We start from the raw sequence: 19,713 nt of genomic DNA, 5'->3' as shown, positions 1-19,713 counted from the left end.
GAGTTCTCCGAAAGACGGGTTAGCGTGATGCGAGAATCGGCTCGAAATGCCGCAGCACGACCTCCGCGAACGCGTGCGGCTGCGTGGTCAGGTAAAAATGGTCGCCTGCCAGCGTCACCGGCGGCCCGGTGTCGTGCAGCCAGACATCCCATGCCTCGACTTCGTCGCGCGAGGCCTCGCGGTCGTCGCTGCCGTGGAGCAGCAAGGTGGGTGTGCGCACGCGCGGATGCCCCACGTGCTGTTCGCGGCGGTAGCCTTCGGTCGCACGAAAGTCGGCGCGCAGCAGCGGCATGAAGAGCGCGAGCAGCGACGGTTCGGCCAGCAGTTCGGGGCTCATGCCGCCGATTTCGCTCAACGACGCGACAAACGCTTCGTCGCCGAGGGCGCTGAGGCGCCGCCGCGAGCGGAGATGGGGGGCGTGGCAGCCCGAGAGGACGAGGCCGGCAGGTGGGCAGTGGGCGCGCTCAAGCAGCAGGCAGGTTTCGAACGCGACCTGTGCGCCCATGCTGTGTCCGGCGAGCAGCAGCGTGCGGCGCTGGGCCTCGGCCAGTGTGGCGATTTCAGCGGCGAGCGGCGCGGCGAGCTCGCCGGTCTGCTCGGCGCAGGGCTCGCGCATCCGGTGTTCGCGGCCAGGATAGACCACCAGCGACAGGCCGAACCGGTTTCCGGCGAGCGAGCGCCAGCTACGGAACGCGCTGCTGCTCGCGCCAGCGAACGGGCAGAGCAGCAGGTGCGGCGCGTTTTGCGGCGCGGACAGAACGGGCCGCAGCAGCCGTGAGCCTGGCATCATGAGAGTGTCTGAACCGGTGGCGCGTCGAGCAGCTCGCGGGCGGCGATCGTGCGCGGTGGCGGAACGTGGGTTTCACGGGCAGCGCCCGCACAGCGCAGCGTGCGTTGCCACAGTCTGGCGAGCGCCCGTTGATAGCCCGCGCCGAAGCCGGGCGGCACGGCGGCGCCGTCCAGATGCGCACGCAACGCCTGCAGTACGTGGCTGATGCCAGCCGGGCCATCGATTTCGAAGGCGCTTTGCCAATCGGGCGGGGCCGCATGGAGGCCGAGCACCGGCGTTGCGCCGAGCCACGCGCGCTCTTTGGCCTCCGCCGCGCGCCGGTACAGGCTCGCCTGAGCGGTACGGTGTCGCGGGTCGTACAGCGCGGAGGCCCAAAGCACCGGCCCATAGCTCGCCTCCAACGACAGATAACCGGACGGCCAGCCGAGCGTCAGCTGATGCATGGCGAGGCTGTGCATGTCGATGTCGAGCGGATCGACATAGGTTTGCAGGCGCAGCGCCGCATTGAACCCCGGCAACTTCAGCCGCAACGCATGCCAGACAGGATCGTCGTCGGCGAGCGCGGTCACGGCAACGTCGGCAATGTCGGCCTCTTCGGTTTCTTCGGTTGCGCCGCACGCTTGCAGCAGCAGATCGAGCGACGAGTAGAGCAACTGACGGCTCGTGGTGAGGTGAGCGAAAGACGGCGTGGCGCCGTCGAGCAGGCGGCGCACGCGCTGCGCCTGTTCGATCCAGCAGCGTCCGGCTGGCGTATGCGGATAGAAGCTGTTGACCCAGTAGACGCCCCCATGCTGCCCGGCTGTCTGCTGCAGGCGAGCGAGGTCGTCGGGATGCAAGGGATGCTCGTGCACGACGTGCATCCCGCGCCGCAGGAAGGTTTCGGCGAGCGCGCTGCCCGCACCGCCGACGACGGTTGAGCGCACGACCACGCAGACGATGTCGATCTCGTCGGGCACCTGCTCAGGTGCCGTGTAGAGCGGGATGCCGAACGCATGGGCCAGCTGTCGCGCGCGTGCGCTGCCGTGCGCCAGCAGGCCGGCCAGCTCAAGGCCCGGTTGCGCCTGGAGGAACGCGTTTAGATAGATCTCGCCGAATTTTGCGCCAGCGATCAGGACGCGGCGCTTGTCTGGAGGCATCGTTGTCATCTCGTTTCCCTGACGTCGAGGTTGTGCCGCCAGCGCTTGAGCAGCGTCGTTGCGCGTTTGGCCGTGGTTTCGTCCATCACCAGTTGCCAGTGGTCGGCGTCGAGCGCGTGACGCTCGGCATGCCCGGCCCAGCCAGCCCAATCGTGTTCCGCGGGGCGCCAGTGCGCCGGACGGCGGGTCGCGTCGAGCCACAGGCAAGGCAGTGGCAGCCTCTCCGGCGGCGAGGCCTGCGTCAGCAGCGACAGCAGGTGTTCAAGACGCGCGAGCCAGGCGCGGGCTTGCGGCAGGTCGGGGGGGACAGCCTGCCCTGAGCGGGCGGCGGCGTGCATGAAGCACTCGATTTGCTCATCGGCGCCCAGCTGCTCCAGATTCGCCGGTAGCGGTACTTCGACCCGTCCCCGCGCGAGCATGCGCAGCAATCCGGCGCGGCTGTCAGCGCGAAAGTCTTCGCGGCAGACCGGGTCGAGGAGCGCGAGCCCAACCGTTTGCTGCTGCTCATGCAACAGGCGCGCGGCGGCGGCGGCGACGAACGCCCCATACGACCAGCCGACGAGCGCATAGGGGCCGTCCGGCTGCACGGCGCGCAGCGCGGCCACATAGGCGTGCGCCAGCGCATCGAGGCTCGTGGCGGTCGCGGCAGCGGGCGCTTGCAGACCGTAGACCTCGGCATCCAGTTGCCGCGCGAGCGGCAGATACGCGCTGAGTCCGCCATCTGACGCATGGAACAGGAAGAAGCGTCCGGTGCCGCTGCCCTTTGCCAGCAGCACCGGGTTGCCGCCGTCGGCTGACGGCGGCGTATCCAGCGTTGCGCAGAACGCGGCCAGCGTCGGGTGGGCGAACAGGTTTTGCAGGCTCGCGCCGTGCAGGCCTTCGCGGTTGAGCTGAGCGATCATCCTCGTGGCGATCAGACTGTCGCCACCGGCTTCGAAGAAATCGCTGTCGTGCCGGACCGGCTGCGACAGCAGTGAGCGCCAGACTGCGGCGACACGCTCCTCGAATGCGGCAGGCTCGCGTTCGCGGGCCCGCCGCGCCCGTCCGGGCGTTGTTGAGCCCTGCCTGGCTGCGGTTGTGGCGGTACCGGTACCGGTGCCCGCTGCGGCTTGCGGCGCTTGTGGTGCTTGTGATGCGGCATCTTCGCCGTCCGTGGGCAGATGCTCGCGCTGATGCAGTTGCAGCGGCGGCAACGCGATATTGCGCGGCGCGAGCCGGGCGCGCAGGAAGCGTTCGATCTCGTGGGTATCGAGCCGCGCGATGCGCTCGGCTCGCGCGACGATCAAGTGTTGCCGCCACGGCGTGCGGGCCTGTTGAGGCCAAACCAGTTCCTCCGCGAAACCTGCTTCGGCGAGCGCGGCGCGCCACAGCGGCAGGTCCAGCATTGGCTTGTCGTCTGCGGTGCGGATGTCCTTGTAGCCGCCCAGGCCCTCGATGAAACCGACGCTCGCCATTTGCATCGCGCTGTCGCGCTCGGTGGCCTCGATCAGCAGCAACCGGCCACCGGGTTTGAGCAGCCGGCCGAGCCGCCGCAGCGAGTGGACCACATGGCTGGCGTCGTGCAGCGTCTGCGCGGCGACGATCAGGTCGTAGCCGGGGGCCGGGTGCGCGTCGAAAGCGGCGGGCCGGTTGAGGTCGAAGTGCGCGCATTCGAATTGCGGGCAGTCGCTAAAGCGCGCTCGCGCGTCGTCGAGGAACAGCGTTGAGACGTCGGTGAAGCAGTAGCTGGCGAGACGCCCGGCGAGCGCGGGCAGGACGTATTGCGTGGTCGCCGCGGTGCCTGCGCCGACCTCGAGCACGCGATAGCCGGTCGCGCCACGGCTCAGCGCGTCGGCAATCGGGGCGGTACAGGCGTTCAGGCAGCGCATCACCGGGTTCTCGGCGTACAGGCTCCGGGGCACGCTGTCGTCGTCGCCAAAAAAGAGCGCGAGCGGCGCTTGCGTGCCATCGAGCAGCGCATCGTGGCGCGCGGCGCAGGCCTCCAGATAGTGGCCGAGCGTGCGGCTCCAGGCGGTGTCCGGCAGCGCGGCGAGCGGTGGCAGCGGAACCTCCGCCAGCGCTCGCTGGCTAACGAAGCCGTCGCCGTCGCGTTCGAGCCAGCCGAGCTCACTCAGGTGCGCGAGCCATTGGCGGATCAGCCTGCGGTACTGCGGCAGCGCGCGTGTGCGCGCGTGCACCGCGTCGACGGTGTGACGCTCTCCCGTGTGGACGAAGAGCCCGTGACGCAGCAACGTGTCGGCGAGTGCGCGTAGCGCACGGGCTTCCAGCCAGGACCAGGTGGCTTCGATCTCCTGAACTTCCGCATCGCTCAGTGATGGCAGCGTCGCGCTATCGAGGTCGAGCGCCGGGCCGGGCGAGGTGTCCGCGTTCGCGTCCGTGCCCGTATCCGTATCCGTATCCGTGTCCGTGTCCGTGTCCGTGTCCGTGTCCGTGTCCGTGTGCGGTACGTTGTCTTCGGCGACGAGCGTCACGTAAAGCGAGCGGCCGTCCGGGGCGGCTTGCGCCTGCGCGGCGCGCACGGCCGGGTGGGCGCGTAGCGCGGCCTCGATCTCGCGCAGGTCGAAGTCGAGATCGAGGCCGAGGCCCGCGCCGTTGCTCGCTGGCCATGGCATGGAGGGGTACGGCCCATGTCCGCTGGATGCTGGCGCAAGCGGCGCGCCGGGCTGCGACATGCGCTCGGGATCGGCCGCGGCCCAGGCGAGAAGCGCCTGATAGTGAGCGAACATCGCATCGGCGAGGCCCTCGGCCAGCACGTCATCCATGCAGTACCAGTTGAACACGAGCTCGCCGTCGATCTCCATCACCTGATGATCGAGCCAGACCTGCGGCGTCTGCGTGAATACATGCACCGGATCGCCGAGGAGGCGTGTCATGGCCTGATCGATGCTTTGGCCGTCCAGCGACATCCCGAGCACGCTTGTGAACACGATCGGCATCAGCGGTTGCCGCTGGCGCGTGTGGCCGCGGCCCAGCTCGCGGATCACCTCGACGCCGTTGACGCGACTGTGTGCAACGCGTTGCCACAGCCGGGCCTGGGTGGCCTCGATCGTTGCGCGCAAGGTAGCTTCGTTGCCGAGCGCGAAGTCGATCAGGAGCACGGAGGTGAAATCGCCGATCAGTTGGGGCACCTGCGGATGATCGGGACGCCGGTTGAAGAACGTGAGGCTGAGCGTGAAGTCCGGGTGTCGGCTCCAGGGAGCGAGCGTTTGAGCGAACAGCGCGAGGAGCGCGGCGGACGGCGTCACGCCCCAGTCCCGCCAGACGCGTTTGAGCGTGTCCCATGCGGCGCGGGGAAGCCGCGCCTGACGGGTCGTCACACGCGGCCGCGCGCCGGACGGCGAGGCGGCGAGCGGCAGACGCGGTGCGCCTGGCAACGACGGCAGCACGTCATGCCAGTAGCGCCACGCGTTTCGCGTTGCCGGTTCGTCGCGCCGCGCCTCGTCGGCGAGCACATAGTCACGAAAGGTGAGCGACAGCGGCTCGAGCGTTTCGCTGCGATACGCGCGGGCGAGGTCGTCCATCATCACCTTGAAGCTCTGCACGTCGAACAGCAGCAAATCGAGGTGCATGTGCAGGCGGTAGCGGTGTTCGTCGAGCTCGCTTGCCACCAGTTCGAACAATGGCCAGCGGTCGGCGGGCAGGACGCGGCGAGATAACGCGTCACGAGTTTGTTCAAGGGCACGTTCCTGCTGCTCCGGAGACAGTGCGCGCAAATCGTGGCGTGCGAGGCGGTACTCACCGGCCTCCGGCAGCACGCGCTGACGGCCGTCTGGGCCGATCACCAGCCGCAACATGTCGTGCCGGCGCACGAGCGCATTCCACGCGCGCTCGAAGCGTTCGAGGTCCAGTTCGTCGTGCCGCTTGTCCCATTCGAACAGCACATGGCAGGCGAGCCCGCCATACTCGATGAGCTCGGTGCGGCCCAGCCAGTAGGCATGCTGGATGGGTGTGAGCGGAAACGGTTCGTAGCGGTTCGCGGCATCGTGAGTGAGCGCGGGCGGCGCTGCCTGGGGGCTTGCGCCGGTCGGCGGCGCGAGCTCGACGATCAGCCGCGCGAGGCCCGCGAGCGTCAGGTCACGGTACGCCCGCTCGGCATCGAGGTGCACGCCGAACGTGCGCTCGATCTCGGCGCTCAGTTCGAGAAAGAGCAGTGAATCGAGCCCGAGTTGCAGCAAATCGCGCTGCGGTGTCAGCCGGTCCGGATCGTCGAGCCGTAGCTGTTCGGCGATGCGTGTGCTCAGCCAGCGCGCGACAGCGGCACGGTTGGCTTCGGCGTTGCCGTCCAGCAGGGGCGCGGCGGCTGCGGTTGCGGGCGCCGCGGCACGCGGTGGCGCTTGTGCCGGGATGGGCTGCCGTGCGGTTTCCAGCAGCGCGCGGCGGCTCGTGTCGAGGCGCTCTGGTATGACGCGCATCGCCAGACGATACGGCGCACCGCGCATCACGGCTTGCTCCAGGTGCCAGAGCCCCTCCGCCGTGGTGAGCGCGCCCATCCCGGCTGCGGCCAGCCTGGCGAGCGTTGTGGAGTCTGCCGCGCGTCCGGTCTCGGACCATGCGCCCCACGCGATCGAGATCGTCGTTGTTGCCGTTGTTGTTGCTGTTGCCGTGCCCCGATCCTGCGCGAGGCCGTCCAGGTAGGCGCTCGCTAGCGCGTGAGCGCCCTGGCCCGGCGAGCCCAGCGTCGCGGCGGATGAATACAGCAGCAGATAGCTGCCGTGGTGCGCGTGCAGCCAGTCGCGCAGCACGCGCGCGGCATCGGCCTTGACGGCCAGCACCGGCGCGAGCCGGGCTGTGTCGAGCGCGGCGAGCGGCGCATCGTCGAGCACGCCCGCCGCGTGGATCGCGCCCGCGATCCCGCCATCCGCGCTCAACTGCTCCAGTGCCGAGCGCAGTTGCGCCTGATCGGCGACGTCGCAGCGCAGCCAGCGCAGCGTACAGCCATGGCGTTCGTGCCATGCGCGCTGGCACTCGGGCCAAGCCGCAGATGGGCGCGGCGCAAGCAGCGCGATTCGCCGCGCGCCTTGACGCGCGAGCCATTGCATGCTGACGCGGCCGAGGCCGCCGAACGCGCCGGTCACCAGATGCCAGCCGTCGCCGCGCAGGCTCAGCGGGGGCAGCGCAGGTGCCACGTAAGGCTGCGCGGACAGATAGGGCACATAGGCTTGAGCATCGCGCACCGCGACCCAGCGCTCGCCCGCGCCGAGCGCCGCGAGGCCGGACAGCAGGCCGCAGCAGTCGGCTGGCGCGGCAAGGTCGAGCGCCGCGATCGCGCGCTCCGGTTGTTCAGCGGCGGCGACGCGCAGCAGGCCCCACACCGCGTGCTGGGCGGGCTTGACGCATTCGCTGCCGGACACGGCCCAGGCCCCGCAGGTCACGACCACGAGCGGGCGGCGCGCGTCATCGGCGAGCGCGTCGAGCACGCGCTCGGCCAATGACAGCGGAGCGTCGTCGTCTGGATTGAGCAGAAGCAGGAGGCGGCCTGCGTTTGGGGACAGCGCGATTCCGGCCTGCGTGAGCAGGCTGGCCGCCGCTTCGCTGGCGTCGGAGAGCGCGAAACCTGCGCCTGCGAGCTCCGCGCTCTCCGCACTCTCCGCACTCTCCGCACTCTCCGCACTCTCCGCACTCTCCGTTCGTGTGGCGCTGCTGTCGGCGAGGGGCCGCCAGCGCCATGTGAAATGCGTACCGGGCGCGGCGCGCGGCGCGGGCAGGCCGTCATCCGGTGCGTGAACCCCGGCGCTGGCGAGCCGTTGCCATTCGCCTTCGCCCTCGCCTTCGCCTTCGATACCTTCGATCGTCACGCGGGCGGAACCGAACGGCGGACGTTCCCAGCGCAGCCGGACCCGTGAGAGCCAGCCGGGCGCGGCCAGCGGCGCACCGTGCAGCGGTAGCGCGCGGCCGTCACCGTGGCGGCGCGACAGCTCGGCGCACGCGTCTTCGAGCCGGGCGCGCCAGCGCGCGTCGTCGCCGATGCAATCGGACCAGTTGGCGAGGTAGCAGCCATCGCCGCTCAGCGACTGGCCGAGCAGCGGGTCGCCGTTCGGCGCGTTTGACGTGTTCGGCGTGTTCGGCGTGTGCGGCGCATTCGGTGCCAAGGCCTCGGTGGCCACGTGCGACGGCACGCGCGCGATCAGGATGTGCTCGCCGATCCGAGCGGCGGCTGTGCCGTCGTCGGGCAGCCAGTCGAGCTGGGCAAAGCCAGCCGCGCGGCACTGTTCGTCCCAGCGCTCGGGCGTCAGGAACAACTCGCCGCCACGTGCGGCTTCGTCGTGAACCGGCGCGACCAGCGGGCCGAAGGTGAAATCGAAGAGCCGCATCGGCTGGGTGATCTCGCGCAGCAGCAGGCGGCCGCCCGGTTTCAGCAGCCAGCGCAGGTTCGAGAGCGTGCGCCCCACGTGCTGCGTGGCGTGGATCACGTTGGCCGCAATGATCAGGTCGTAGGATTGCGCATCGAAGCCTTGCGCGTGCGCGCTCTTGTGCAGATCGAACAACCGGTAGTCGATGAAGCCGTAGCGGGCAAATTTTGCTTCGGCGCGGCGGATGAAGAGGGCGGAAATATCGCTGAAGTCGTAGCGCAACGCCGGTGCGTCAGCGAGCGCTGGCAGGATCCATGCGCTCGTGCCGCCGGTGCCGCCGCCGACTTCGAGGATGCGCAGCGGCTGATGCATCCGCCCCGCGGCCTCGCGCTCGCGCACGATGCCGTCCACGACCGCAGCGGCAATCTGGTTGAAATAGCGGCCAAAGCTGAATTCCTGGTACAGCGTTTCGACGTCGCCGGAGGCGCCTTCCGGGAAGATCACCGCGACCGGCTCGAGCGCGCCGCTCATCATCGCGTAGAGGCTTGCGCCTGCGCGCTCGACCGTGTCCGCGATCGTATCGAACCCCTCGCAATAGCTGCGCAGCTCGTCGATCAGTGCGCTGCGGCGTTCGTGCGGGATGGGCTGCGCGGGCGCATAGCGGTCGGCGTTGGGGGTGACGTCGGGGGTGACGTCGCGGCGGTAATAACCGTCCTCGGCACACGCGTTTAGCAGGCGCGTGAGCAGTTGCCGGTAGCGGGGCAGCAGGCGGCCGCCACGCAGGATCTCGAGCACGCTCGCACCTTGCTCGATACGCTCGCCGACGCACTGCCGCACCAGCGTGTCGACATCGATCGCATGGAGTTGCGTGACGCAGTCGTACAGCGCTTGAAGGCGCGCCAGGTCCAGTGTCGCTGCGGCGCTCGCCGCGACACGCCGCCCGGCCGCGAGCGGGCCATCGGCGGCGGGGGCGGCGGGCTTTGCGGGCTCGGCTTCGCGCCAGTAGCGCTTCTTCTCGAAGGGATAGAGCGGCGCGTGGATCTTGCGTCCCGGCGCGCGTAGTCCGTCGCGCCAGCGAAGGTCGAGGCCCGCCGCGAAGAGTTGCAACGCGGCCTGCCGCAGCGTGCCGGGCTCTGCCTGGTCACGCCGCACACTGGCGATCCAGCGCGCCGCATGCGGTGAGTCGCGCTGGCCGATGCCCGTGAGCGGGGCATCGGGCCCGAGCTCGACGCACACAGTCGCGCCGAGTGTCAGCGCGCGTTGCAGCGCCTGGCGCCAGCGCACCGGCTCGCGCATGTGGCGGCGCCAGTAATCCGGCGCGTTCAACGCGTTCGCGTCGATGGGCTCGCCGCTCAGCGTCGAGATCAGCGGGATCTGCGCGGGCTCGGCGACGAGCCGTGCGGCCGCGCGCCCGAATTCATCGGCAATCGGCTCAAGCAGCGCCGAATGCGCGGCGCCACTGACCGCCAGGCGGCTGTGGCGAATCGCGTGCTGCGCGAGTTCGGCGGCAAACGCGTCGATCGCGGCTTGCGCGCCGGAAAACACGAGATGGCGTTCGCCGTTGCACACGGCGAGATCGAGGCCGTGGCCCGCGGCCAGCGGCAACAGGGTCGCTTCGTCCGCGAACGCGGCCAGCATGGCGCCGTGTCCGGCGCTCTTTTGCATCAGTTCGCCGCGCAGCCGCACGAGCGGCATCACGTCTTCGATCCGGTAATGCCCAGCCACGACGGCGGCGGCGTATTCGCCGAGCGAATGGCCGAGCACCATGTCGGGCCTGAGGCCCTGCGCCTCCCAATGCGCGGCCAGCGCCAGCTCGAAGGCGACGATCGCGGGCTGCGCATACTCCATCTGGGCGAGCAGCTCGGGCTGTGCGCCGAACAGGGCTTCGGCCAGCGGCGTTTCGAGCCCGGCGTTGCACGCGGCGCAGCACCGGTCCAGGCAGGCGGCGAACGCGGCTGAGTGGGCGTAAAGCGCACGCCCCATCCCGGGCCATTGCGATCCTTGTCCGGTGAAGAGCCAGGCCACCTTGCCGGCCGCTCCGCTACCGGTTTGCAGCGGTACGTCGTCGATGCCGCTCGCATAGGCGGCGAGCAGGGCGGCGGCCTCACCGTCGAGCGGCACGGCGAGCCGGAACCCGAGATCGAGCTGACGGCCCTGCAACGCCGTGTACGCAAGGTCGGCCGCGCTGGCGTGCGGCAACGCGCGGGCATAGACGCCCGCCAGCCTGCGCAGCGCGCTCGCGCTTTCCGCGCTGAGCAGCAACGCGGGGTTTTCCGCGAGCGTTTCAGTCTGTGCGCGGAGCGCACGCAGTTCGTCGGGCAGCGACGAGACGATCACGTGGCAGTTGGTGCCGCCGATGCCGAACGACGAGACGCCCGCGATCCTGACGGGCGCGCTCCATGCCTGCGCTGCGGTGGGCACGTGGAACGGACCGCGCTCAAGCCGGAGCGCCGGGTTCGGGCGGCGAAAATTCAGGCTCGGCGGAATCACGCCGCGCTCGACCGCGAGCACCGTCTTGATCAGGCTGGCGATGCCCGCTGCGGTGTCGAGGTGGCCGAGGTTGCTTTTCACGGAGCCGAGTGCACAAGGCGGGCCACCGTTCGCATGGAACACGCTGTGCAGCGCCTCCAGCTCGATCGGATCGCCAAGCGGCGTGCCGGTGCCGTGTGCTTCGATCAGGCCGATCCCGGTGCTCTCGACATCGGCGACGAGCATCGCCTCGCGGATCGCCTCGCTTTGGCCGAGCACCGACGGAGCGGTGTAGCCGACCTTGTGGTGGCCGTCGTTATTGATCGCGCTGCCGCGCAGCACGGCGAGCACCGGGTCGCCATCGCGCAAGGCATCGGCGAGACGGCGCAGCGTCACCACGCCGACGCCATTGCCAGCGAAGGTTCCGGCCGCGTCGGCGTCGAACGGGCGGCAGCAGCCGTCTGGCGCAAAAATCATCCCCGGCTGGTGCAGATAACCGCTCTGCTGCGGAAACGAGAGGGCGGCGCCTCCGGCCACCGCCATCTCGCATTCGCCCGCGCGCAGGCTTTCGCACGCCATGTGAACGGCGACGAGCGAACTGGAACAGGCGGTCTGCACCGTCAGCGCCGGGCCGCGCAGGTTGAGTTTGTAGGCGGCGCGCGTGGCGAGGTAGTCCTTGTCATTGCCCAGCAGCGACTGGAGGCCTTGCACCCGGGCCACGTCGGCCATCCGCACGGGCTCGCGGCCCGGGTACGTGCTGATCCGCACGGCGCCGAACACGCCGGTTCTGTGCGGCACCTCGCGCGGCGCATAGCCGCCGTGCTCCAGGGCGTGCCACACCGTTTCCAGGAACAGGCGTTGCTGCGGATCGATCAGTTCAGCTTCCTGGCGCGAGTAACCGAAGAGGTCTGCATCGAACGCGTCGGCGTCGTCGAGCACCGCGCCGACGCCGACGAAGTTCGGCGCGTCGAGCGTTGCCGCGTCGAGGCCTGCGGCGATGAGTTCGTCGCGTGTAAAACGCCGGCTGCAATCCCGTCCTGCGACGAGGTTGCGCCAGAAGGCCTCGCTATCGTCAGCCTCGGGGAAGCGGCAGGCGAGGCCGATAACCGCGATCGGCTCGCAGTGCGGGTAGTGGCTAGCGACGAGTGCCTCGAAGTCAACGGAATCATGATCCGCCGCTTCGGGGTTCGAGTGACCGGCGGCGATGCGTGCATCGAAGTCCGGTTTGGCGGAAGCGGTCGCAGCGGTGTTATCCATGGATAACCTCGGATTCGGAAGAGGCAGGGGGGCGCAGCGCTACGGCTTGCGCCGCTTGTGCCGCTTGTGCCGCTTGCGCCGCTTGCGCCGAGCGGGCGAGTCGGCGGCACAACCCGCGCGCTGGCACCAGGCTCGCCAGCGCGACGAGCGCCAGCGTCATCAGTACCGGGCGATAGCCGGTGTGATGGGCGAGCCGTAGCGCGACGACGGACACGCTCATGGCGACGATGGCATCGGCGGACTGGAACAGCGCGTAATCAGCCGCTGGCTGATGCGGCCGCACGAGGCCCATCAGCGCGTTGTAGAGGACGACGAAGCCGATCGCCGCCGCGACGTTGACGAGTCCGAACACGACGAGCCATGCCCAGAGGCCGAAGTACGGGTAACCGAGCGCGGCGAGGGCGGCGAGGGCGGCGTGCAGCAGCATCACCGGCAGCAGGCAGCGCAGGCCACCGAGGCGCCGCGCAAGCTGGCCGCCGAGCATGATTCCGGCACCGCTCCCGAGCGTGCCGTAGAGGGTCGTCGCCTCGCCTAGCGCGCTCAGGCTGAGCCCCTGATCGACGAGCATCACCGTCTGAAGCACCATCAGCCCGCGAATGGCGATGTAGAAGATTGCGGTGAGCGTGAGTGCGGGCCATAACGCGCGCACGCTGCCCAGTTCAAGCCGGGGGCGCTGGCGTGCCGGATTCGGCGGCGTGAGCGGCGCGCGCGCGAGCACCGGCAGCAACAACACAAGCGTGAGCAGCGCCATGCCGAAGAAGCCGCTGCGCCAGCTCGCATGCTGCGCCAGCGTGAGGAAGACGAAGCTGCCGAGCACAAGGCCCAGGTAGCTGCCGCCGACCTGCGCCGCGTTGGCGAACGGACGGCTGCGCGCGTCGGTCGAGCAGATGGCGAAACCGTCGGCATAGACGTCGTGGCTGGCGCTGAGCGTGGCGAGCAGGATCAGCGCCAGCATGACGCTGCCGACCGCGTGCAGCGGTGACACGAAGCCGATGCACACGAGCAGCGCGGCCATCATCAGTTGCACCAGCGCGAGGCTGCCCAGGTAGCGGTTGCCGCAGAGCGGCAGCGTGTGGCGTTCGCACCATGGCGCCCAGAGGAACTTGGCAACCCACGGCAGCATCGTGAAAGGCAGCCAGCTCAACTGGGCGAGGTCCAGCCCGGCGTGACGAAAGTAGCCCGCCACGCCCTGGAACATCAGCCCGGTCACGATGCCTTGCGGCAGGTAGGCGCACCAGTAAGGGAGATAACGCATCATCACGCGGCTCCCTGGCGGCGTGTACGACGCGTGTGGCGCTCGTTGTGCCGCGTGTGCCGTTGCGTGTGCCGTATTGCGCGCGGGTCTGCCAGCGGGGCGGCACCGGCCAGCAGGGCGGCGAGCGCCTGCGGCGAGGGATGCGCGAAGAGATCGGTGAGCGTCAGTGCTCCATAGCCTGCCTGCTGCAACTGGATGTGAAGCTGCACCAGTTTCAGCGACGTGGCCCCGGCTTCGAAGAAGTTTTGCCCAGCGGCGATCGGGCTGCCGACCACCTGATGAAAGTGCCCGCGCAGCGTGTCGATGAGCGCCTGGGTTGCCTCGTTCGCCAGGGCGGCCTGCCCTGGCGCTGGTGCTGACGCTGGCGTTGGCACAATCGGGCCAGGAGCCGGTGCGGCGGGCTTGTCCGCATACTGCGCGAGCGCCTGCGTGGCGCGCGGCACCAGCGTATCGAGCGGCAGACGCCACGCGGGCGCCTCATCGGCGAGACGGTGCAGGAGCGCGACATACTGGCCGAACATCGCGCGCAGCAGGTCCGGCTCGAACAACGCTTCGACCACGTCCCAATTGAAGCGCAGTTCTCCTTCGGACTCGTAGACCTGGTGGTCGAGCCAGACCTGCGGCGTTTGCGAGATGCCCCAGCGTGGTTTTAGCCACGACGCGTGCGCGAGGAAGCGATCGGTGTCGAAGCCGAGCGCGCTCGTGAACACGACCGGCATCTCGGTCGATGCACGGCCGCGCCGCAGCGCCAGCTCGCGCATCACCCAGAGCCCGGAGACGTCGCGCTGTTCAAGATCGCGCCAGAGCCGCTGTTGCAGACGCTGCGCGCTATCCAGCCAGTGTTCGTCAGGCTGCCAGGCGACGAGCAGCAGCGAGGTGAAATCGCCGAGTACGCGTTCGATCTGCGGATGAACCGGGCGGCGGTCGAACAGCGTCAGGTTCACGCACAGGTCGCGGCGCGCGCTCCACGCGGACAGCACCGCGGCGAAGGCGGACAGCAGCAGCGCCGACGGCGTGATCCGCACGGCGGCCGCATGCGTTTTCAGCGCCTGCCAGCGCTCCGCCGTCAGGCACCCGGATAGCCGCCCGAAGCGTGGCACGCCGATCTCGGCGGGCGCACGCGCGAGCGGCAGTTGCGGGGCCGGGGGCAGGCCATCGAGACGCCGCCGCCAGTAAGTGCGGGCCGCCTGTACCGCCTGTGCGGCTTCGCTCGCGCGCAGGCCGGCGGCCTGTTCGAGATAGTCGCGGAAGCCGATTTCGAGCGGCGGCGGTGCGCTGTCCGGAGCGAGATAACGCTGCTCCAGCTCGGCCAGCAGGATCTGCATGCTCAGGCCGTCTAGCAGCAGGTTATCGAGGCAGACGTAGACCCGGGTCAGACGGCCACCGTCACCGGCTGCCTGCACGTCGAACACCGGCCAGTGCGAGGGATCCAGCACCTGGTGCGCGAGCGCGGTGCGCAGCGCGAACGCGTCGGCTGAGTCGAGGCTCACCAGGCGGTGGTAGCGCAGCACGAAGTCCGGCACGTGCGGCAACACTTGCTGCCGGCCATCGACGATGATCGCGCGCAGCATGTCGTGACGCTCGATCAGCCAGCGCCACGCTGCCTCGAAGCGTGGCAGGTCGAGATCTTCGACTTCGAATTCGACAAAAAACTGCGAGCCGACGCCGCTCAGCGCAAAGCCTGGCTGGCGGCCGACCAGATACGCCTGCTGGACCTCGGTCAGCGCGAATGGCGTATACCGTGCCGCTGCGTCGTGCCGTAGCGAGCGTGGGGTGGGCGCGGCGCCTTGGCGTAGCGTGGCCGCGAAGGCGGCCAGCGCCGGGTAGTCGAACAGGTCGCCGAGTTGCGCGTCGTAGCCGAGCTGGCGCAACGCGCCGATCAGCCGGGTCGCCAGCAGGCTGTCGCCGCCTAGCTCGAAAAAATCGCTGCGCCGGTGCACCGTGGGAGCCTCAAGCAACGTTTGCCAGAGCCCGGCCAGCGCCTGTTCGGCAGTGCCGTTGGGCGCTTCGCCGGTGCAGTTCGGCACGGTAGGTTGCACGGCGAGGGCGGCGAGCGCGGCATGGTCGATCTTGCCGTTGGCCGTGAGCGGCAGCGCGTCGAGACAATAGAGCCGCTGCGGCAGCATGTACGACGGCAACTGTGCCGCGAGCGCCGCGCCGATCTTCTGGGGGTCCGGCTGCGCCAGATGCGCACGGGCGCGCAGCACGAAGCGCTGTTGCGCGCCGATGAGGTCGGCTCGCTCGTGATGCAGTCCGTGCGCGTCGAACAGCGCACGCCATGCAGCGCCGTCGCGCAGTGGTGTGCTCGCGCCGTCATCGTCCGTGTTTAGCAGGTCGGCGCCGACGAGGGTGAGCGCCGACGCAGCGCGCCGCTCCAGCACGTGCAGCAGCGCGGACGGTGCGGCCAGCGCCACGATCCGGCCGAGCGTTGCAGTGCCGAGGCGGTGCAGCACGTTGTTCGCCAGGACCACGTCGGCGCTGTGCCGCAACGCGGTGTCGGCTGCGGCATCCCAGCGGCGCACGTCCGCCTGCGGATAGGCGGCGAGGCGCTCGCGGGCGCGCAGCACCATTTCTTGCGATTCGTCGAGCGCGGTGTAGACGAGCACGCCCTGGCCGACGCGTTCGAGCAGCGCCGCGCCACCGAGGCCGCTGCGCGCGCCCGCCTCGACGACTCGCACCGGCCGCCCGAGTTCGCGCGACATCCGTTCGAGCGCCTCCGCCAGGGCGGTGAGTGTCTCGGCGTTGCCGTCGTCGTTTTGCAGCAGGCTTTCGGGCGAGAGCAGCGGGTGGTCGAGCAGGGTCTCGGCGGCGCGCTCGCCGCGCAGGATCGCGGCCAGCGCGGCGTGTTGCGAGGCCAGCGCGTCAGCAAGCCCGAAGAGTGGCTCGGCGGGCTCAAGCGGCAGCGCGTGCGTCTCGTAGTGCGGTCCGCGCACACGGCGGCCGTCGGCATCGCCTTGCAGGCGCTCCGCCTGGTCGAGCAGCGCGAGCCAGCGCGCGAACAGGCCGCGCCACCGGGGCGCCGCGCGGTAGCGGGCGCGCAGCGCATCGGCGTCGAGCGGCTCGGCGAAGTCGAAGCCTTGCCGTTGCAGATGCTCGTGCAGGAAATCGGCAACGAGCCGCGCGACACGCGCGTCATAGGCCTCGTGCGACTCGCTGGCGTCCGTTGCGTGGCGGAGGTTGCTTGCCAGGCTTGCACCCGTGTGGCCGGGATCGAACAGGGCGCCGTAGTCGGACGGCAGCGCCGGGTCGGGCTGCCGCTCGGTGCACAGCCGGTTCCCGGCCACGACGACGAACGCGGCCAGCGATTTCTCGCGTTCGCCAAGCGCGAGCGTGATGCCGCTCTTGATGCCGTCGATCCGGGCTAACGCGGCATCGATCTCGCCGAGCTCGATCCGGTAGCCGCCGATCTTGACCTGCTTGTCGCGCCGGCCGAGAAACTCAAGCGTGCCATCGGGCCAGTAGCAGCCGAGGTCGCCCGTCCGGTACCAGCGCTCGCCGGCTGCCTGCACGAACTGCTGCGCACTGCGTTCGGCGTCGTTGAAGTAACCGGGCGCGACGCCGACGCCGCCGATCCACAACTCGCCAGGCACCCAGTCGGGGCAGTCGCGGCCGAGCGCGTCGACGACGCGATAGCGCTGGTTCGTGAGCGGGAAGCCATACGGGATCGAGCGCCACGCGGGCGGCACGTCGCGCACGTCGAACGCGTTCGACCAGATCGACGCCTCGGTCGCGCCGCCCAACGCGACCAATGCGCCATCGGGACGGAAGGCGCGATAGCGGGCGGGCAGATCGAGCCCGATCCAGTCGCCGGAGAGGAGCGCCACGCGCAGCCGCGACGGTGCGTCGAGCGCGAAGCCTTCGCTGTAGGTGAGCAGCATGTCGAACAGCGCGGGCACGCTGTTCCAGAGCGAGACCTGATGGCGCTCGATCAGTTGGCACCAGACGGAGGGATCGCGCCGCTCGCGCTCGTCAAGCAGCACGAGTGCGCCGCCCGCGCCGAGCACACCGAAGATGTCATAGACCGAGAGGTCGAAGTGCAGTGCCGAGAGCGCGAGTACGCGCTCGCCTGGGCCGACCCGGTAGCGGCGGTTCAGGTCGTCGCAGGTGTTGAGCGCCCCCCGGTGCGAGATGACGACGCCCTTCGGCATGCCTGTCGAGCCGGATGTGTAGATCACGTAAGCAGGCCCGGCGGGGGCGCACCCGATGGGAGCGGCAAGCGGCTCGCTGCGCACGGCGTGGCGCCAGTTGAGATAGCGTGCGGCATCGGTGGCATCGGTGGCATCGCGGGTTGCGCTCGCGTCGTTGCTGGCATCGACCTCGACCTCGACCTCGGCATCGACGAGCACAAGCGCAACACCCGCGTCCTTGTAGATTTTGCGGCGCCGGGCGAGCGGCTGGTCGAGCGGCACAGGCACGTAGACCGCGCCCGCGTAGAGCGTGCCCAGCACCGCGATGATCTGGCCGATTCCCTTCGGCATGCTGATTGCAACCGTCGCCCCGGCAGGTACGCCGTGCGCGGCCAACGCGCCAGCGCAGCGCCGCGCGAGCTCGGCCAGTTCGGCAAAACTCAGTTGCACTTCGCCGTGGAGCAGTGCCACGGCATCCGGCGTGCGTTCAGCCAGGCGAAAGAACGCTTCGTGGAGCAGCCCTTCGGGCACCGGCCGCCCGGTCGCATTCACGCGCTCGCGGGTGTCGCGCTGGGCTTGCGGCATCAGGTCCGGCAGCGCTGCGCGCCACGCGTCCGGTTCGGCGGCGAGCTGGTGCACGAGCGCCGTGTAGGCGTTAAACAGGGCCTCGATCAGGCCGGGCGGGAACAGCGCATCGTTGCTGTCCCATTGCAGCCATACCGACGAGCGGTGTTCGAACGCGAGATGGTCGAGCCACACCTGGGGCGTTTGCGAGATTCCCCAGGCGGGCTCGCCCAGCACGCTTTCGCTGCCGTCGCCGTAGAGCGGGCGGCCCAGGTTGCTCGTGAACACGACCGGCGCGCCGTGTGGATGGCGATTCTCCTTTTTCAGTTCCCGCAGCGCTTCAACGCCCGACCAGTGGCGCTGTTCGTGAGCCTCGGTGAACGCGTCCTGGTTCGCACGTGCGAGCGCGTCGAAGGTCGCGCTTGCGCCTTCGCCCGCGCATGCAAGGTCGAGAAGCAGGATGCGGGTGAAATCCGCGATCATCCGCTCGACCGCCGGATCGAGCGGCTGCCGGTCGAACAGGGTCAGGTTCAATAGCAGCCGCGACTGGCCGCTCCAGCGCGCGAGCACCGCGCCGAACGCCGTGGCGAGCGCCATCGTCGGCGTCACCCCGCAGGCGCCCGCGTGCTGCTTGAACGCGCGCCATGTCGCGGCATCGAGTTCGGCGCGGCGGCGCTGGATCCGGACTGCTGTGATGCGCCCGGGCTCTTGCGCGAGCGGTAGCTCGGGCGCGGCCGGTAACGTCGGCAGCCGGTGGCGCCAGTAGCGGATCGCGTGTTCACGGGCCTCGCGCGTCTGCTCGCGCGTCTGGGCCAGATAGCTGCGGAAGTCGTAACGCGAATCGGCTGGCGGCAGCGCGCGGCCGGAGACAAGCGCGGCGAGCTCTTCGAAGATCAGCGTGAAGCTCGCGGCGTCAAGCACGAGCAGATCCAGGTTGACGTGCAGACGGTGGCGGCCTTGCGGCAGCAGCGTTAGCTGGAAGTCGAAGGTTGCGCCACGTTCGACTTCCAGCACGCGATGGCTGAGCGTGTCCCGCAACGCGAGCAGGCGGCGTTCCTGCTCCGGCGCGCTCAGCTCGCGCAGATCGTGGACCGCGACGCCTGGCCAGACGGGCCGCTCAAGCCACTGCTGTCGGCCGTCCGGAAGAAAGGCAACTTGCAGCATCGGGTGGCGGGCGAGCAAGGTATCGACCGCGCGCTCAAGCGCGTCAGCGGTGAGCCCTGTGCCGTCGAACTCCTGGTACAGGTGACAGCCGACTCCGCCGAGCGTCTGCTGCGGCGAGCGACCCACCAGGTACGCGTGCTGGACCGGCGTCAGTTCGAACGGAACGCCGTCGCGCATTGTCGGCCACGACGCGGCTGGCGTGTAGGGCAGGCAGGGCAGGCAGGAGGCACGGTCGGGTGGCGGCGTGCGCCGCGCGATGAGGCGGCTCCACCCGGCGAGCGTCGGTTCACGATACAGCTCGCGCAGCGTGAGCGGATGGCCATCGACGCGCAGCCGGTCGAGCCACGCCATCAGATGAATCGAATCCAGGCCGAGCTGCAGCAGGCTGGCGTGCGGATCGAGTTGCTCCGGCGCGAGCCGCAGTTCGGCGGCGAGGGCGTGGTGCAAGGCTGCATCGAGCCTCACGCCGTCGCCCGTCTCGACAACGTGCGCGGCTTCGAGGTGGCGGGGTGTCTCGGACATGCGCGTTCTCCTGCGAGTCAGTCAGTGAGCCGGTTGCGCTCGGGCGGGGGGACACGGGCAGGCGCCAGTTGTGCGCGTGAGCCTCGCATTGCCAGAGACGGGCATAGACGCCCCCGGCGGCAATGAGTGCGTCGTGCTG

General features: G+C 69.7%; 5 protein-coding genes. All 5 read right to left on the bottom strand.

Features of this window, described 5'->3' with window-relative positions:
- Window positions 1-19: 19 nt before the first annotated feature.
- From GH657_RS11545 to GH657_RS11525, 5 genes are read right to left on the bottom strand one after another with little or no spacing between them, the layout of a single operon-like run.
- Window positions 20-790: a thioesterase II family protein gene (locus GH657_RS11545; protein WP_281349388.1), complete on the bottom strand. Its 771-nt coding sequence runs from the start codon at window positions 788-790 to the stop codon at window positions 20-22.
- Entirely contained in the window at window positions 787-1,935 is a 1,149-nt protein-coding gene (locus GH657_RS11540) for a Gfo/Idh/MocA family oxidoreductase (protein ID WP_220094848.1), read from the bottom strand. Before GH657_RS11540 ends, GH657_RS11545 begins: the two co-directional genes overlap by 4 nt.
- The gene (locus GH657_RS11535) at window positions 1,932-11,942 is read right to left on the bottom strand and encodes a polyketide synthase (protein ID WP_153100885.1); all 10,011 of its coding nucleotides are present in this window, start codon (window positions 11,940-11,942) and stop codon (window positions 1,932-1,934) included. The genes GH657_RS11540 and GH657_RS11535 overlap by 4 nt, the downstream gene beginning before the upstream one ends.
- Entirely contained in the window at window positions 11,935-13,197 is a 1,263-nt protein-coding gene (locus GH657_RS11530; RefSeq protein WP_246174063.1) for an MFS transporter, read from the bottom strand. Before GH657_RS11530 ends, GH657_RS11535 begins: the two co-directional genes overlap by 8 nt.
- A 2-nt stretch (window positions 13,198-13,199) precedes the next feature.
- Window positions 13,200-19,574 (bottom strand): non-ribosomal peptide synthetase, encoded by a 6,375-nt coding sequence (locus GH657_RS11525; protein WP_153100884.1) that lies wholly within the window; start codon window positions 19,572-19,574, stop codon window positions 13,200-13,202.
- Window positions 19,575-19,713 lie beyond the last annotated feature (139 nt).

Origin of the sequence: Paraburkholderia hayleyella (assembly GCF_009455685.1) — a bacterium.
GTDB lineage: Bacteria > Pseudomonadota > Gammaproteobacteria > Burkholderiales > Burkholderiaceae > Paraburkholderia > Paraburkholderia hayleyella.
Note: the sequence above shows the minus strand (reverse complement) of the source record. Positions and strands in the feature narration are given on the sequence as shown.